At 41.6% G+C, this 15564-nt stretch carries 12 protein-coding genes and 1 pseudogene; 7 read left to right on the top strand and 6 right to left on the bottom strand.

What is annotated here, in order from left to right:
• Positions 1 to 76: 76 nt before the first annotated feature.
• Together AC504W_RS09825 and AC504W_RS09820 are read right to left on the bottom strand one after the other, a co-directional pair.
• Positions 77 to 520 carry an HmpF-related protein gene (locus AC504W_RS09825; RefSeq protein ID WP_494877574.1) on the bottom strand — a complete coding sequence of 148 codons (444 nt, stop codon included), beginning with the start codon at positions 518 to 520 and terminating at the stop codon, positions 77 to 79.
• 317 nt (positions 521 to 837) lie between these two features.
• Complete coding sequence (locus AC504W_RS09820; RefSeq protein ID WP_494877573.1) at positions 838 to 3810, bottom strand: valine--tRNA ligase; 2973 nt, start codon at positions 3808 to 3810, stop codon at positions 838 to 840.
• Positions 3811 to 3921: 111 nt separating this feature from the next.
• Between AC504W_RS09820 and AC504W_RS09815 the strand changes: the two genes are divergently transcribed.
• The 4 genes from AC504W_RS09815 to AC504W_RS09800 all read left to right on the top strand — a co-directional run bounded on the left by AC504W_RS09815 (position 3922) and on the right by AC504W_RS09800 (position 7452).
• Positions 3922 to 4311, top strand: coding sequence for a GxxExxY protein (locus tag AC504W_RS09815; RefSeq protein ID WP_494877572.1), 390 nt, complete (start codon positions 3922 to 3924; stop codon positions 4309 to 4311).
• A gap of 98 nt (positions 4312 to 4409) precedes the next feature.
• On the top strand, positions 4410 to 5678 hold the full coding sequence (locus AC504W_RS09810; protein ID WP_494877571.1) for an MFS transporter: 1269 nt from the start codon (positions 4410 to 4412) through the stop codon (positions 5676 to 5678).
• Between the two features lie 4 nt (positions 5679 to 5682).
• A complete protein-coding gene (locus AC504W_RS09805; RefSeq protein ID WP_494877570.1) occupies positions 5683 to 6660 on the top strand; it encodes an N-acetylglucosamine kinase in 978 nt (325 codons plus the stop codon).
• Between the two features lie 9 nt (positions 6661 to 6669).
• Positions 6670 to 7452 carry a hypothetical protein gene (locus AC504W_RS09800; RefSeq protein WP_494877569.1) on the top strand — a complete coding sequence of 261 codons (783 nt, stop codon included), beginning with the start codon at positions 6670 to 6672 and terminating at the stop codon, positions 7450 to 7452.
• Between the two features lie 68 nt (positions 7453 to 7520).
• Here AC504W_RS09800 and AC504W_RS09795 read toward each other — a convergent pair whose 3' ends face one another.
• From AC504W_RS09795 to AC504W_RS09785, 3 genes are all read right to left on the bottom strand, one after another.
• Positions 7521 to 7760: a hypothetical protein gene (locus AC504W_RS09795; RefSeq protein ID WP_494877568.1), complete on the bottom strand. Its 240-nt coding sequence runs from the start codon at positions 7758 to 7760 to the stop codon at positions 7521 to 7523.
• 155 nt (positions 7761 to 7915) lie between these two features.
• Positions 7916 to 8464 carry a phosphate-starvation-inducible PsiE family protein gene (locus AC504W_RS09790; protein ID WP_103124340.1) on the bottom strand — a complete coding sequence of 183 codons (549 nt, stop codon included), beginning with the start codon at positions 8462 to 8464 and terminating at the stop codon, positions 7916 to 7918.
• 86 nt (positions 8465 to 8550) lie between these two features.
• Complete coding sequence (locus AC504W_RS09785) at positions 8551 to 9477, bottom strand: tetratricopeptide repeat protein (RefSeq protein WP_494877567.1); 927 nt, start codon at positions 9475 to 9477, stop codon at positions 8551 to 8553.
• 265 nt (positions 9478 to 9742) lie between these two features.
• Here AC504W_RS09785 and AC504W_RS09780 point away from each other — a divergent pair, with 265 nt between their 5' ends.
• A complete protein-coding gene (locus AC504W_RS09780; protein ID WP_494877566.1) occupies positions 9743 to 11785 on the top strand; it encodes an elongation factor G in 2043 nt (680 codons plus the stop codon).
• 134 nt (positions 11786 to 11919) lie between these two features.
• Here the strand turns inward: AC504W_RS09780 and AC504W_RS09775 are convergent, their stop codons facing one another.
• Positions 11920 to 14361 carry an ATP-dependent Clp protease ATP-binding subunit gene (locus AC504W_RS09775; RefSeq protein ID WP_494877565.1) on the bottom strand — a complete coding sequence of 814 codons (2442 nt, stop codon included), beginning with the start codon at positions 14359 to 14361 and terminating at the stop codon, positions 11920 to 11922.
• A 229-nt stretch (positions 14362 to 14590) separates the two neighbouring features.
• Here AC504W_RS09775 and AC504W_RS09770 point away from each other — a divergent pair, with 229 nt between their 5' ends.
• On the top strand, positions 14591 to 14887 hold the full coding sequence (locus AC504W_RS09770) for a DUF3288 family protein (protein WP_494877564.1): 297 nt from the start codon (positions 14591 to 14593) through the stop codon (positions 14885 to 14887).
• 102 nt (positions 14888 to 14989) lie between these two features.
• Positions 14990 to 15528 (top strand): annotated as a pseudogene (locus AC504W_RS09765) (sensor histidine kinase); the annotation flags it as partial.
• Positions 15529 to 15564: the final 36 nt, after the last annotated feature.

Here is a 15564-nt window from a genome sequence, read left to right as displayed (position 1 = left end):
CCTTTGTGATTTTATGTCAATTACCAACCAACATGTTAATGGTTATTACCCCATATCGGTGATGATGCTGCATTCTTTAACTATCGCCAGCCTCATCTTTGTGATTTCCGTTTCTCTCACGTTTGAGACTTTCTTCTAAGGCTTGAATTTGTTCACGGCGGGCTTCCAATTCTAGAGAACGACGAGCCAAGTCTTGATTTTGCAAAGTTAGAGATTGTCTCCACTGTTCAGCGCGTTCTGCTTCTTGTTGTAACAGTTCTGGGGTAATGCCAGTTGTGAGGTAGGATTGAACTAAGTTCATTACCCAATTACTAGCTTCTTCTAACTTGGCAATTTCACCTGTGGCAGAAAGTTCAACTAAAACCAGTAATCCTTCACTTATGGTTTTGCCTTTTCCCAACAGGATAAAAGCTTCTTCTGGAATCATTGCCCAAAGTTGATCAGTTTCTTGACGTGCTAACAAGCGCAACTGGTACTGGTCTAAAAATTCGTTTTTATGTACCTGAGCTAGATATAGCATGATCGTCTTTTTGCTCCAGCTTACAATTAAAAATTAAAAAATAAGTACAAAAGTTTATATTAAACAACAAAATTAATAGAACTTATGCAAATCTTGTCGTTTTTCATTTACTTCTGTCCAGAGTTAATGGCCAATAGTCCAACAACCTCTATTTTTGACTTTTGACTTTTGACTCTTGTACCAGAAGATTAGGTGTGCCAGTTGCGTAAGTCCTATTTAAAACACTGATTTTGTGTTGAAAATCATCACTGTAACGGGTAATAGCAGAGTTAATTGCAATTACCTATTACAGTGATGCTAGACCTTACAGACAATACCTACAGCAACGTCTGAAGGCGTAAGCGCAAAATTTCTGCTTGTTTTTCAGCCTCAGCTAAGGCATCTTTGGCTCCTTGTACTACGTCAGTTGGGGCTTTATCGACAAACTTAGGATTGCTTAACCTACCTCTGAGGGACTGGGCTTCGGCTTCGACCTTGCTGATGCTTTTCTCTAATTTGGCACGTAGGGCTTCAATGTCAACTACACCAGTCAGGGGAATAACGACTTGAACTGTACCAATTACCCCAGCAATGGTTTGTTCTGAGGCTGCAACTGCTTCTAAAACTGCTGGCGACTGTTCTGGGAGTTTAGCTTTGGCAAACAATATACTGCGGGCAATAAACCAAATACTATAACCTAAACCCACAATTTCAAAGAAAGTACCAGCAAGGGGAATTTGATTAACGGTATGCGCCACAGCTAAACCTATTCGCAGGAATACCAGCCCGGCTATTACTAAGCCAATGGTCTTCCAATTCCACTGCGATTTTGACGGCGCTACAGTTTGGCTTTTTTGTTCTTCCGCAAACGTTAAAGCTTCTACCTTAGCCAAATCTTTGATATAAGCTTGTCCAGCAGTTAAAATTTGCTGTTCCTTGGGGCTGTCGGTTTGCAAATTCACCTTCACTTTCGCCCCTGGCTTGACATCCGCCTCTGCCCGTAAATTGCGAATTGTGCGGATAGTGCCAATTAGCAAATCAAATTGTTCTTCCAACGTGGGATCAATTAAGTTGGCATCAGCTTGGGGATAAGCTTGTAAAGCTAAAGTTTGCAGAGATTCTGCGGGTTGTTGAGTAAGGGTTTGCCAAATTTCCTCGGTGATGTGGGGCATAAAGGGATGTAGTAATTTTAAAATCCCTTCCAGCACGTAGGCGAGGGTTTGTTGGGCGGCGCGTCGGGATGCGGGATCAGCACCTGGTTGTAACCGGGATTTGACTAATTCAATATACCAGTCGCAAAAATCGCCCCAAATAAATTCGTAAATTCCCTTGGCTGCTTCCCCTAAACCGTAGTTATCAATGCTATGGGTAGTTTGGTTAATAACTTGATGATAGCGAGAAACAATCCAGCGATCGCTCAATTCGGTCGCAACTGGTTGTCCTAGTTGTTGCGGTGTCTGTCCATCCAAATTCATCATCACGAACCGCGCCGCATTCCACAACTTATTGGCAAAGTTGCGGGAAGCTTCCACCGATGATGATTCATCAGTTTTACGGTTATATTCCAAGCGAATATCTTGACCTGCACCTGCGACTTCCTTAACTAAGGTGTAGCGTAAGGCATCAGTGCCGTATTTATCAATCAAAATCAACGGGTCGATGCCATTATTCGCCGTCTTCGACATCTTCTTATTGTTTTCATCCCGTACCAAACCGTGGATGTAAACTGTCTGGAACGGCATTTTCCCAGTAAAATGACCCGCCATCATCGTCATTCTGGCAACCCAGAAAAAGATAATGTCGAAGCCTGTAACTAAGGTAGTCGTGGGGTAGTACTTAGCTAAATCAGGGGTTTGTTCCGGCCAGCCCAAAGTAGAAAACGGCCACAGTCCCGAAGAAAACCAAGTATCTAATACATCCGGGTCTTGCTTTAGCTGGACATTTTCACCAAATTGGGCTTTGGCTTTCTCCCAAGCCTCATCAGCAGATTTCGCTACGACAAACGGCGTAGTATCAGTAATTTGTCCGCCTGTTTCACTCACAGCGTACCAAGCCGGAATTTGGTGTCCCCACCACAATTGTCGAGAGATACACCAATCTCGCAGACTTACCAACCAATCACGGTAAACCTTTGTCCAGCGTTGGGGAACAAACTCAGGGGAATTTTGTTGGTCGAGGAATTCTAAAGCGTTCTCCGCCATTGGGCGAATTTTGACAAACCACTGAGTAGAGAGGAGAGGTTCAATGGGAACTTTACCGCGATCGCTATAAGGAACGGTATGCTTATAATCTTCTACCTTCACCAAAACCCCATCCGCTTCTAAACGAGACACGACATTTTTTCTCGCCACAAAGCGGTCTTGTCCTTGAAACTCCCCAGCATTAGCGTTGAGAGTGCCATCCTTATTCAGAATATTAATAAACGGCAGATTATGACGCTTACCCATTTCAAAATCATTGGGATCATGGGCTGGCGTTACCTTCACGCAACCTGTGCCGAAAGTTGGGTCAACCAACTCATCACCGATAATCGGAATTTCTCGCTGCATAATTGGCAGCGTCAAAGTTTTACCAATTAGGTGCTTGTATCTGTCATCATTAGGATTCACTGCCACTCCAGTATCACCAAGCATGGTTTCTGGTCGAGTTGTCGCCACCTCCACATAACCAGACCCATCCGTCAGCGGATAGCGGAAATGCCAGAGATTACCATTAACCTCTTGTTGTTCCACCTCCACATCCGACACCGCCGACTGAGTAGCCGGACACCAGTTCACCAAATATTCGCCACGATAAATTAACCCTTCGTTATAAAGACTTACAAAAGCTTCCACCACAGCTTTAGATAAGCCCTCATCCATAGTGAACCGTTCCCGTGACCAGTCCACCGAGACACCCAAGCGGCGTAACTGATTAACAATTGTTCCCCCAGACTCCGCCTTCCACTGCCAAGCGCGTTCAAGAAATTCGTCACGCCCTAACTCAGCGCGAGTTTTACCCTCTTTTTTGAGTTGTCTTTCTAGCATCGTATGCACAGCGATACTAGCGTGGTCAGTTCCAGGTAACCACAAAGTATTGCGTCCCTGCATCCGGTGATAGCGCACGAGAACATCAATTAGCGCACTTTCAAAAGCGTGACCCATGTGCAAACTGCCAGTGACATTCGGCGGCGGAATCACGACACAATAAGGTTCACCGCCGTGATTAGGGTCAGCTTTGTAAACTTGGTTTTCTTCCCAGAATTTTTGCCACTTAGCTTCAGTGGAAAAGGGTTCGTAGAGACTGGGGAGATTCGAGATAGTTGCGGTCATGCTGGGAAAATTAACTGTGGAAGAACTTTAATAAATTTTGCCACAGGGTTGGAGAGGCTTTGATGGAAATGAACCGCAAAGGACGCAAAGAGCGCAAAGGAAGAAGATAAGATGAAGCAACCAAGTAATCAAGTAGAGAATTTAGCTTACGAGGTAATCGGGGCAGCGATAGAAGTTCATAAGGTTTTAGGTGCTGGGTTTTTGGAGGAAGTGTATCACAAGGCTTTGAGAGAAGAATTTATAATGCGTGGGATTCCTCACAAGTTTGAACACCCAGTAAAAATACGCTATAAAGGTCGTCCAGTAGGTGAAGGGAAATTAGATTTTTTGGTTGGAGACTCCTTAATTATTGAATTGAAAGCTGTACAAAACTTAACGCCCTTTCATGAAGCTCAAGTCCTCTCCTACCTTAAAATGACTAACTACCCTTTAGCATTACTTATCAACTTTAACGTTCCTCTTCTTAGAGACGGCATCAAACGCATTATTCTCTCTTCTTAAATCTTCCTTTGTGTCCTTCGCGACGGCAGTCGCTTCAAGTCGGCAAAGCCGCCCAACGCGCTGCCTCTCCTTTGCGGTTCGTTTAAAAAAATCATCCTATGTCACGTTCACCTTCCCCCTGGCTTTACATCCCCACCTTATATTTCGCCTCCGGTGTACCTTACATCATCATCAACACCGTCTCCGTGATCTTTTACAAAAAACTTGGCGTAGACAACACACAAATTGCCGTGTGGACAAGTCTGCTTTATCTGCCCTGGGTCATAAAAATGTTCTGGGGGCCAATTGTTGATACTTATTCCACCAAAAGAACTTGGATACTCTATACCCAACTAGCAATGTTCTGTTGCTTGGGTTTCATAGCCTTTTGTTTACAATTGCCTAATTTCTTTTTTATCTCCCTTGGTGCATTAACAGTGGGAGCATTTATTTCAGCAACTTATGATATTGCCACAGATGGCTTTTATCTACTAGCTCTAAGTCCTGAACAGCAAGCCTTTTTTGTTGGCATTCGCTCGCTATTTTATCGACTTGCGGTTATTTTTGGTTCGGGACTGTTAGTAGTTTTAGCTGGTCAGCTTGAAGGATATCTTAACAATATTCCCTTAAGCTGGACTTTAGCTATTGGTTTTTCTGCTGTAGTTTTAGCAGTACTTTCTATTTTTCATCGTTTCAGTTTACCGTTACCAAATGCAGATAAACCAAGACAACTACAAAATACAGATAAGATACCGTTTTGGACAATTATTAGTTCTTATTTTGCCCAAGAAAAAATTGCAGTCATCTTAGCATTTATTTTACTTTATAGATTTGGTGAAGCAATGCTTGTTAAGTTTGCTTCCTTATTTTTGTTAGATAAACCAGAAGCAGGCGGATTAGGATTATCGACATCAGATGTTGGGTTAGTATACGGCACATTCGGCGTAATATCACTGATCGCAGGTGGAATTTTGGGAGGATTAGTAATTGCCAAGTATGGTTTAAGAAGATGTCTGTTTCCTATGGCTTTAGCCTTGAACTTACCAGATTTATTTTATGTTTATATGGCGTATAATCAACCTTCGTTGAACTTAGTTTATCCGCTAGTTTCATTAGAACAATTTGGTTATGGTTTTGGGTTTACAGCATTTAGTGTTTACTTAATGTATATTTCTCAAGGTGAATATAAAACATCACATTTTGCTATATCTACTGGGATTATGGCTTTAGGAATGATGCTACCCGGAATAGTCAGCGGATATTTGCAACCGCTATTAGGATATACATTGTTTTTTAGCTTGGTTTGTTTGCTAACTCTCCCTGGAATGATTGTTTTATTTTTCATTCCTTTAAAAGAAGAAGCGCAGAAAAAATCTCCTGCACATTAGTCTCATGAGTTATGTTTTAGGAATAGATGGCGGTGGTAGCAAAACCGTATGTATCTTGATGGATGATAATCGTCAAGTACTAGGTCGTGGTGACGCAGGCGCATCTAATTATCAAAGCATAGGCATTGAAGCAGCGCTAAAATCAATTCAATCTGCTATTGATGCAGCTGCTAATGAAGCATTAAAGTTCACCAATACCATCAAAATCTCAGCCATCTGTTTAGGTTTAGCTGGCGTTGGACGTTCTGGAGATATTGAAGTAGTTAAAAATATGGTGCAGGAATTACAAAATAGTCAATTCCTGCCAATTACTCGGGATTTACAGCCAGCTAATATTATCATTTGCCATGATGCTTTAATTGCTTTAGTGGGCGGAGTTAGTCATGATGTAGGAATTGTAGTAGCTGCGGGTACTGGTTCAATAATTTTTGGTCGAAATCAACAAGGAGAAACTAAAAGAGTTGGTGGTTGGGGATATATTTTAGGTGATGAAGGCAGCGCTTATAAAATTGCTGTTGCTGGTATGCAAGCAGCCTTAAAATCTTATGATGGACGTGAGATTTCAACGAGTTTAGTACAAGGTTTTAAACAGCACCTTGGTTTGCAGAGTATAAAAGAATTAATAGAAGTAATATATCGCCGCGGATGGGGAGTTAAAGAAATAGCATCTTTAGCACCAATTGTAGATTTAGCAGCAGGTTCAGGCGATAAATTAGCTAACAGTGTAATTGATGATGCTGTTAAGGAATTAGTGAAAGCTACATCTACAGTTATTAATACAATTTTTAGTCCTGACTCAGCTTTTGAAATTGTGACTACAGGTAGTGTGTGGCAAGGTAAATCTCAAATACATGAGAGATTTACAACAGCAATAGTTAATCAATTTCCGCACGCAAAGGTAATGTTTCCAAGGTATGAACCTGCTTATGGTGCTGGGTTATTAGCTTTACAGAGTTTATATAATACGAGGCTAAGAGTCTAATTAATCTATATGAATGGCAAAAGATTAAGTAATGCCCAATATTATACTTACAAAGCCAGAACTAAAAATCTTAGATGGTTACATCGCACCATTGAGTTATTGCATCAAAATCCAGAACTAGAAAGATATGAAGAATCTGGAGAATTGTTTAGCACTGAGACAATAGCAGCAGCTAAAAAATTACTTGAACTTATAGAAACAGCACAACCAAATTTAGAAGATATTAGCAATTTATATAATTTATTGAAATTTTATAAAGGTGTACGTAATTCTGATTGGGATAACCTTTGCAATTATATTGAAAATTGGCATTGGGTTGCTAATATTTGGGATAATTTTGATGGCAGACTGGAACTAAATTTATGGGATAAATCAGAATATAAGCTTTATTCTATTGCTCAACCATTAATAGCAGAAGGTAAATTTGTTCGACAATCTTCTAGTATTGACAGCTATGGTCATGTGTGCTTAAAAATCGAGCCTATGATTGCTAACTCACAGATTGAGATTGTCTGGCAAATTGATAATGATGAAATTATTCCTTTTGAGTGGATACCAGCAATTTTTGAGGGAATTATTGATGGTATCTTTGATTATTTTCATCAAACTGATTTTGCCCTTACTTCTATGAAAATTGTCATTAATAATGGTAGCTATCATCCAGTTGATTCTAAAGAGATAGATTACCGTATAGCTGCGAAAATAGCTTGGCGTAATGCTATAGCAAAAGCTGAACTTGTTATAAGTGGGGGAACCTGCCCATCGCAGTGGTTCCCCCACAAGAGTTATTGATACTTCTCATCCACAAATTTAGATGTGGTTTAGTTTATCAACTGCTGACTGTGTGTTAATTTTTAGCTTTACATTTTGCCGTGTTGCAACACTTGTTGAAGATGTTGGCGAATTTCTTGTGCGTGTTCTATATCAGACTGGCGCAGTCTTTGGAATAATTCTACGCAAGGCTGAGAGTTTGCTTGTTGTGCGTCTTGGATGTATTGGTCGTATGCTTTAACCGCTTCAGCTTTATTTTGCAGTACGGTGACAAAATCGTATTCTAGGTTGCTGATGGGTTGTTGAGATTGTCCGTTACCTGTAGTCATATATTGACCTCATGTAAGTTTCTATTTCATTTCTACTCACCTTAAAAGCGCGGTTCATCTCCCCAAAAGCGTAGAAAAAAGCACAAAGGCTGCTGACGCAGCCTTAAGCAAATGTTGAGTTTTTATGACCACAGAGTTATCACTTATTGGATAATTTACGCCAGTGGTTGATGTTCATCACATTTATGTGAATAGGGGAATTCTAGTTCGTTTTGCCTTTCTCTACCCCCTTGATAGACAATAGGACAGAATTTAGTATTAGCACTCATACAATCCATGTGTGGTGTTTTGGCGCACACGAGTAATAAACTACCTAAAATAAATAACAAGCCACAAATAGCGGCTGTTTGAATCCAGGAAATTTCTAAGGCTCCGTGAACAACAACTTCTCGGAGAACTGAGACGATTGTGACTTCAACTGCTACACCAACAGAAATACTATGCTCTTGCAAGTAAATCATTAACAGTCGAAATAACTCAACTAAAATCAAGACAAAGAGTATTTTTGCAGTTACATGTTTATAGTCTAATGTCTGTGTTATGGCAATAAATATGCTCCATATCTGGATGATCATGACTGCAAATAAGCTTAAGCACAAGACAATCACAAGTAAGTCTTGAAAAGCTTCCATGTTGCGAGCAATTGAATGTCGATCAAGCCAGCGATCGCAAAATAAAAATCGACTTTTGAAGCGCTTTTGCATTAGTATGTTCCCATTAGGTCTATTTCACACCACACCAGCTAGTCTACCCTTTTCTCTTATTGTGACCTATTGTTAAAATTCGCGCCTCAGCGTGGTTGGTAATTTAAATTTTGTACTTGTTGCAACAATTTTTCGGAATTTTGTACCCACTGAACATTCCTTTGAGCATTATATAAATCTCTGGCATATTGCAATACTTGTGCGGCTTCGACATATTTTTTTTGCTGCATAAATACTAATCCCGCACCATAATAAGCATTGGGGTAATTAGAGTTGGCTTCAGCAGATTTTCTAAAAGCTGCTAATGCTTCTTTTAATTTGTTTTGGCTAAACCAAATCGTCCCCAAATTATAGTGGGCTTCTGTATACTTTGGATTAATTTTGATGGCTTGGCGAAAAGCATTTTTTGCTTTATCTAGCTTACCTTGTTGCAGATAGCATATACCTAAATGATAATGAGGTTCCGGCGCATTCTGACTATATTCTGCGGCTTTTTTAAAGGAGGCGATCGCTCTTTCCCAATCTTGTTGCTGTTGCTGTACTAAGCCCAAGTTATAGTGAGCAAAGCCAAGTTTTGGGTCTAATTCTATCGCCCGTTGTAAATAATCGTTGGCCTGTTGCACATTATTGCCTTCTAACAAGGCTCCGCCTAAATTGGCAAAGGCGGGAGCAAACTGAGAATCGGCTTGGGTTGCTTGATAAAATGCGTCGGCGGCTGGCTTTAATTGTCCTGTTTGTCTGTATGCTAACCCTAAATTGTAGTAGGCTGGCGCTAATTTTGGGTCTAGCTGAATTGCTTTTTGAAAAGAGGCGATCGCATCTTGGATTCTTCCTGCTTGAATTGACTGTAATCCTTGATTTAACCAGTCTACAGCAGCTTGATTTGTTGATTGTGTTAGCAACCAAGCAGGTTCAGCAGTTAAAGCTGGGGAAGTTAGTAAAAAAGTACTACCGCCCAATAAGCTGAGATTTATTAACCCAATTATGGGATATTTGTAGAATAATAACGGCATTTTTTGACAAAGTTTAAGTTAGATTAAGCTAATATTTGAGTAATGGAAAAAGTTTTAACAAATATTTTAAATTTTCTATTAAAGTTTTGATTGCTTAATATTTCTTAAGCTAAATCTTACGACTAACTACAATTTTTTTCGCATCTGATTAAAGGGAGGATAATGACAAGTTAAAGCAGGGATCATTCTCTGTTGAGAGAAGATTATTTGTCCCTGAAAAATACAGGTAGTGCAGGTAAGAAGAACTTACCGCAAGGGAGGTTGTATGAGCGAAAAAGTAAACACGGGTTCGCGGAATATTGCAATTGTTGGCCCTTATTTAAGTGGAAAAACTACCTTACTTGAAAGTTTATTGTTTGTTACTGGCGCAATTTCTCGCAAAGGCAGCGTTAAGGATGGTAACACAGTTGGAGATAGTGCAGCAGAATCGCGCGATCGCCAAATGACTGTAGAAGTTAGCGCCGCCAGCACCGACTATAACGGAACTCGTTTTACCTTTATAGATTGTCCGGGAAGCGTAGAATTTGCCCAAGAAACATACAATGCTTTGATGGGAGTTGATGCGGCAATTGTAGTTTGCGAACCCATACGCGATCGCGTCCTCACCCTGGCTCCTCTATTTAAATTCTTAGACGATTGGGAAATTCCCCATCTTGTCTTTGTTAACAAAATGGATCGGGCAAATATTCATGTTCTAGAAACATTACACGCCTTAAAAGCTGTTTCTAGCCGTCCTTTGGTGGCGCACCAATACCCAATCATGCAAGGGGAACAGTTAACAGGTTTTATTGATATGGTGAGTGAACAGGCTTATCAATATCATTCTGGCGCACCAGCTGATCAAATACCTTTCCCCGAAAATCTCAAAGCAGAAGAACATACTGCACGAGCCGAAATGCTCGAAGCTTTAGCAAATTTTGATGACCACTTACTCGAAGAATTATTAGAAGATATTGAACCACCCCAAGAAGAAATTCTCAAAGATTTAAAAATGGAATTAGGGGCAGATTTGGTAGTTCCTGTCTTTTTTGGGGTTGCAGAACAAGATTATGGCGTGAGACCGTTATTAGAAGCACTGTTAAGGGAAGCACCAGAACCAGAAACAACAGCCGAACGGCGTTTAAAAAATATCACCAGCAAAGCACCTTTAGCGCAGGTATTAAAAACTTACTACACTCCCCAAGGCGGCAAACTTTCTTTGGTGCGGGTTTGGCAAGGTAAATTAACTGATGGTATTGTCCTCAACGGTGTGCGTGCAGGTGGACTTTATCGCCTGATGGGACAACAACAGCAATCTGTAAATGAAGCTGTGGCTGGAGAAATTGTCGCCTTAAGCCGGATGGAAAACATCAAAACAGGGGATACACTCTCCACAGAACAAATTAAACTAGCATTCCCCAACGCTGAAAAGTTGGAACCTGTCTATGCTTTGGCGATTACCCCCGAAAAGCGCAATGATGAAGTCAAACTTAGCAGTGCGATCGCCAAACTACTAGAAGAAGACCCGTCTCTAGCTTGGGAACAACACGGCGACACCCACGAAGTGATTCTTTGGGGTCAAGGTGAAATTCATTTGCGAGTCGCCTTAGACAGACTCCGCCGCAAATATAATTTGCCCATGACTACCCATCTACCGCAAGTACCTTATAAAGAAACAATTCGCAAACCCGTTACCTCAGTACATGGACGCTACAAACACCAAAGCGGCGGACATGGACAATTTGGCGATGTTTTTCTTGATATCAAACCCTTACCGCGCGGTGAAGGCTTCAATTTTAAAGAAACCATTGTCGGCGGCGTAGTTCCGAGACAGTATATTCCTGGGGTAGAAATAGGTGTACGGGAATTTTTGGCACATGGGCCTTTAGGCTTCCCTATTGTGGATGTGGCTGTGACTCTCACCAACGGTTCTTATCACAACGTTGATAGTTCCGAACAAGCCTTTAAACAAGCAGCGCGTTTGGCAATGCAAACAGGCATACCTCAAGCGCAACCCACCTTATTAGAACCAATTTTGCGGGTGCAAGTCACCACACCCAGCGAATTTACCGCAAAAGTGCTGCAACTGCTGAGTGGGAGACGGGGACAAATTCTCGGTTACGAAGGCAGACAAGATTGGCAAGGATGGGATAATATTTCTGCCTATTTGCCCCAAGCAGAGATGCAGAACTTTATTGTAGAGTTGCGATCGCTCACTTTAGGTGTTGGTTCTTTCCACTGGGATTATGACCATCTCCAAGAAGTACCAGAAAAACTTGCCGAACAAGTACTTGCTAATAACAGTAACGGTAATGGTAATGGGAAATAATTTGTCATTAGCCCTGAAGAATTACGAATTTAAAGATGCCTCATTATCTTTTACTTAGTCAGTAGAAATTAATAAAAATCCCTTGGTTGATTAACCAAGGGATTTTTAATTTTCAAACTGTGAAATTGTGGCAATTAGCGAGCATTTGCCAAGAGTAATTCACGCGTATCGGATTTGCGGATTTTAACTTGGCCATCATCATCCACATCGGCAATAGCTGCGTCACCATTGCTGATTTCGCCAGATAGTAGTGCTTCCGCTAAAGAATCTTCTAACAGGCGCATAATTGCTCTGCGTAAAGGTCTAGCACCATAGCTAGGGTTATAACCTTCGTTGACGACAAGTTCTTTAAACGCTTCCGTAACTTCCAAGGCGATACCTTTTTCGGTCAAGCGGTTAGCAACATCGCGGAGCATAATCTCAGCAATTTCCTTGACTTCATCCTTAGACAATTGAGTGAAGACAATAATCTCATCCAATCGGTTGAGGAATTCTGGACGGAAGTAAGTTTTAAGTTCCTCATTCACTAAGTTGCGAATGCGATGATAACTAGCCTCGGCTTGATTATCAAATTCAAAACCTAAACCACCGCCACCTTTTTCAATCACTTTAGAACCGATGTTAGAAGTGAGGATGATCAAAGTATTCTTGAAGTCTACTCGCCGACCTTTCGCATCGGTAAGTTGACCGTCATCCAAGATTTGCAACAACATGTTGAAAACATCAGGGTGTGCTTTTTCGATTTCGTCGAACAGCAACACTGTGTAGGGTTTGCGTCGCACAGCCTCAGTCAGTTGTCCGCCTTCATCGTAGCCGACGTAACCAGGAGGAGAACCAATCAGCTTAGATACGGTATGGCTTTCCATAAATTCCGACATATCCAAGCGAATCATTGCTTCTTCTGCGCCGAAGAAGTAGGATGCTAAGGCTTTAGCCAATTCCGTTTTACCAACTCCTGTGGGGCCGGAGAAGATAAAGCTGGCAATAGGACGGTTGGGATTCTTTAAGCCAACTCTGGCACGGCGGATGGCGCGAGATACAGAGGTAACGGCTTGTTCTTGCCCAATTAGCCGTTGATGCAGGGTGTCTTCCAGGTGTAACAACAACTCTGACTCAGATTCTGTGAGTTTGTTGACTGGGACACCAGTCCAAGAGGCGACAATTTGAGCAATGTCTTCTTCGCCAACGGTGGGGATAGAAATATTTTGCTCTGTATGTAACTGAGCTTCAATTTCTAATTCTTGGTCGCGGAGTTCACCTGCTTTGTCAAAGTCTTGGAGTCTAACAGCTTCATGTTTAGCTTTAGTTACACTTACCAGTTGACGCTTGAGTTCCTTGTTGGCGGAGATTTGCGAGTTCCGCAACCGGACACGAGAACCAGCTTCGTCAATTAAGTCTATGGCTTTATCTGGCAAGAAGCGATCGCTAATATAACGATCTGACAACTGGGCTGCTGCTAACACAGCCGCATCGGAAATTTCTACTTTGTGATGCTGTTCGTAAGCACCACGCAAGCCGTAAAGGATTTGAATGGTTTCTTCAACGGAAGGTTCACCCACCAATATGGGTTGGAAACGCCTTTCTAAAGCCGCATCGCGTTCGATATGCTTGCGGTATTCATCTAGGGTTGTGGCTCCAAGACACTGGAGTTCACCCCGTGCTAAAGCTGGTTTGAGGATGTTGGCTGCATCTAAGCCGCCTTCTGTACCACCAGCACCTACAAGGGTATGAATTTCATCAATTACCAGGACGATGTTACCGACTGAACGGATTTCGTCCATGATTTTTTTCAGGCGTTCTTCAAAGTCTCCACGGAAGCGGGTTCCTGCTACTACTAAGCCCATATCTAGGCTGATAACTTGTTTATTCAACAAGAGTTCAGGAACATCTTGGTTAACAATCCGTTGTGCTAAACCTTCGGCGATCGCAGTTTTACCAACTCCTGGTTCACCAATCAACACAGGATTATTTTTCGTGCGACGACCGAGAATTTGAATAGCACGCTCAATTTCTTTTTCTCGACCAACTACAGGGTCTAGTTTGCCTTCTTGTGCTAGTTTGCTAAGATTTCTGCCAAACTCTTCTAGGGTTAGTGCTTGTTGGTTACGCCGTGGACTATTACCACCCGCAGTCACATTGCCATCTTCGCCTAAACGACGCAGGACAGCAGTCCGAACTAGTCTGAGGTCAACCCCCAGATTTTGCAACACTTTAGCCGCAACACCTTCTCCCGCCTCGGTTAGACCCAAAAGCAAGTGTTCAGTGTTGATGTAGTTATGTCCTAGACCATGAGCTTCTTTAAACGATTGCTCAAAGAGGTTTTTTACTTTAGGAGTAAAAGGAATTTCTGGCGGTACAAACCCAGAACCTCTACCAATAATTTTTTCTACTTCGCGTCGTGCTTCTTTGAGGGTAACGCCCAACTCACTCAGCACTTTGGCAGCAACTCCCGTTCCTTCTCCAATTAAACCCAGGAGAATTTGTTCCGTTCCTACGAAGTTGTGTCCCAGGCGACGTGCTTCCTCCTGAGCTAACATGATGACCTTAATGGCTTCGGAAGTGAAGTGTTCAAACATAGCGGGTTCTTGCTCCCTTGCTGCTTGGACTTGGGTGATTTGAGGTTCACCCTCGTTAAAACTTTTTGTATTTTCTTAAAGACAATGTATCTTTATTTATTATTGACTGGCAGTGGTGAGAGCCGTAAGAGGTAAGGTGTGTTTGCCCTCATCTTTAATTATCCTGCGATGGAAGGAATCTCAACTCTAGACTCAGAATGAATTAAGGATTGGACTAAAGGTATAAAATATGGCAGAACAGCACGGCAGTAAAGATCAACAACATCCACTTTACAACCGCGATCGCCCCTTTATTGATATTCTACTCGCTCAAGAAGCAACAGACTATAATTTGGCAGAATTAGCGCGGTTACGCATCCGTTATCAAGGCTTTCCAGGAGCGCGAGACATCCAAAAAGACCTAGATAAAGTCTTGCAGCAGTGGGGTTTGACCGAATCTGAACTTTTTGCGAAAACTCGCCAAATCCATAACTTAGGGGGGATTTACAAAAGTCGCGGCAAAAAAGAAGAGCAAGATTGGAACTAGTCAATGGTCAATAATTTGTGAGTCAGATATTTTTTCTCTAGGCTGCGGCTGACAGGTGGAGCGATCGCCCCAATCCCAAGATGCTCAACTTCACGGTGAATTTTCTCTCGTGCTGATCAGGATTACAAAGTAAAATTTAATTTGCATGAGGGGATTGATAGCACAATTCTTCTTAAACATAGCCTGAAAGCTAATGAACAGCGTCCGGCAATTGAAGTAATCACCAATTACGGTAATTTACCGAAAATTGATTGTCTCCCCGGACAATTAAATTAAGTATTTATGAATATTATTGCCAATGCTCTAGATGCTTTAGAAGAATTTAATATTGGCAAGAGCTTCGCAGAAATTCCAGCTAATTCTAATCGCATTATCATTACAACATCAATCGTAGATAAATACGTGAAAATCTCAATTGCTGATAATGGTAAAGGAATAACTGAAAAAGTCAAACAAAAGATTTTTGACCATTTGTTTACAACTAAAGGGGTGGCAAGGAAACAGGTTTAGGGTTAGCGATCGCCAGACAAATTGTCGTAGAAAAATATGGAGGAGTGGTTGAGGTAGAGTCTACTCTAGACACAGGTACTGAGTTCATCATTCAACTACCTTTATCTGAATCGACTTCAGTCAATAGGTAATTTTGATTTTATTGCATAATTTAATACTCTTGTGAG

It is taken from the genome of Nostoc sp. C96, assembly GCF_059384975.1.
The sequence above is the reverse complement of the archived record's forward strand: the minus strand, read 5'-3'. Positions and strand labels throughout refer to the sequence as shown.

What these genes read in the sequence shown, in the direction of transcription:
- AC504W_RS09825 (WP_494877574.1), bottom strand. Translation starts at nt 520, where the DNA reads ATGCTATATCTAGCTCAGGTACATAAAAACGAATTTTTAGACCAGTAC.
- AC504W_RS09820 (WP_494877573.1), bottom strand. Translation starts at nt 3,810, where the DNA reads ATGACCGCAACTATCTCGAATCTCCCCAGTCTCTACGAACCCTTTTCC.
- AC504W_RS09815 (WP_494877572.1), top strand. Translation starts at nt 3,922, where the DNA reads ATGAAGCAACCAAGTAATCAAGTAGAGAATTTAGCTTACGAGGTAATC.
- AC504W_RS09810 (WP_494877571.1), top strand. Translation starts at nt 4,410, where the DNA reads ATGTCACGTTCACCTTCCCCCTGGCTTTACATCCCCACCTTATATTTC.
- AC504W_RS09805 (WP_494877570.1), top strand. Translation starts at nt 5,683, where the DNA reads ATGAGTTATGTTTTAGGAATAGATGGCGGTGGTAGCAAAACCGTATGT.
- AC504W_RS09800 (WP_494877569.1), top strand. Translation starts at nt 6,670, where the DNA reads ATGAATGGCAAAAGATTAAGTAATGCCCAATATTATACTTACAAAGCC.
- AC504W_RS09795 (WP_494877568.1), bottom strand. Translation starts at nt 7,760, where the DNA reads ATGACTACAGGTAACGGACAATCTCAACAACCCATCAGCAACCTAGAA.
- AC504W_RS09790 (WP_103124340.1), bottom strand. Translation starts at nt 8,464, where the DNA reads ATGCAAAAGCGCTTCAAAAGTCGATTTTTATTTTGCGATCGCTGGCTT.
- AC504W_RS09785 (WP_494877567.1), bottom strand. Translation starts at nt 9,477, where the DNA reads ATGCCGTTATTATTCTACAAATATCCCATAATTGGGTTAATAAATCTC.
- AC504W_RS09780 (WP_494877566.1), top strand. Translation starts at nt 9,743, where the DNA reads ATGAGCGAAAAAGTAAACACGGGTTCGCGGAATATTGCAATTGTTGGC.
- AC504W_RS09775 (WP_494877565.1), bottom strand. Translation starts at nt 14,361, where the DNA reads ATGTTTGAACACTTCACTTCCGAAGCCATTAAGGTCATCATGTTAGCT.
- AC504W_RS09770 (WP_494877564.1), top strand. Translation starts at nt 14,591, where the DNA reads ATGGCAGAACAGCACGGCAGTAAAGATCAACAACATCCACTTTACAAC.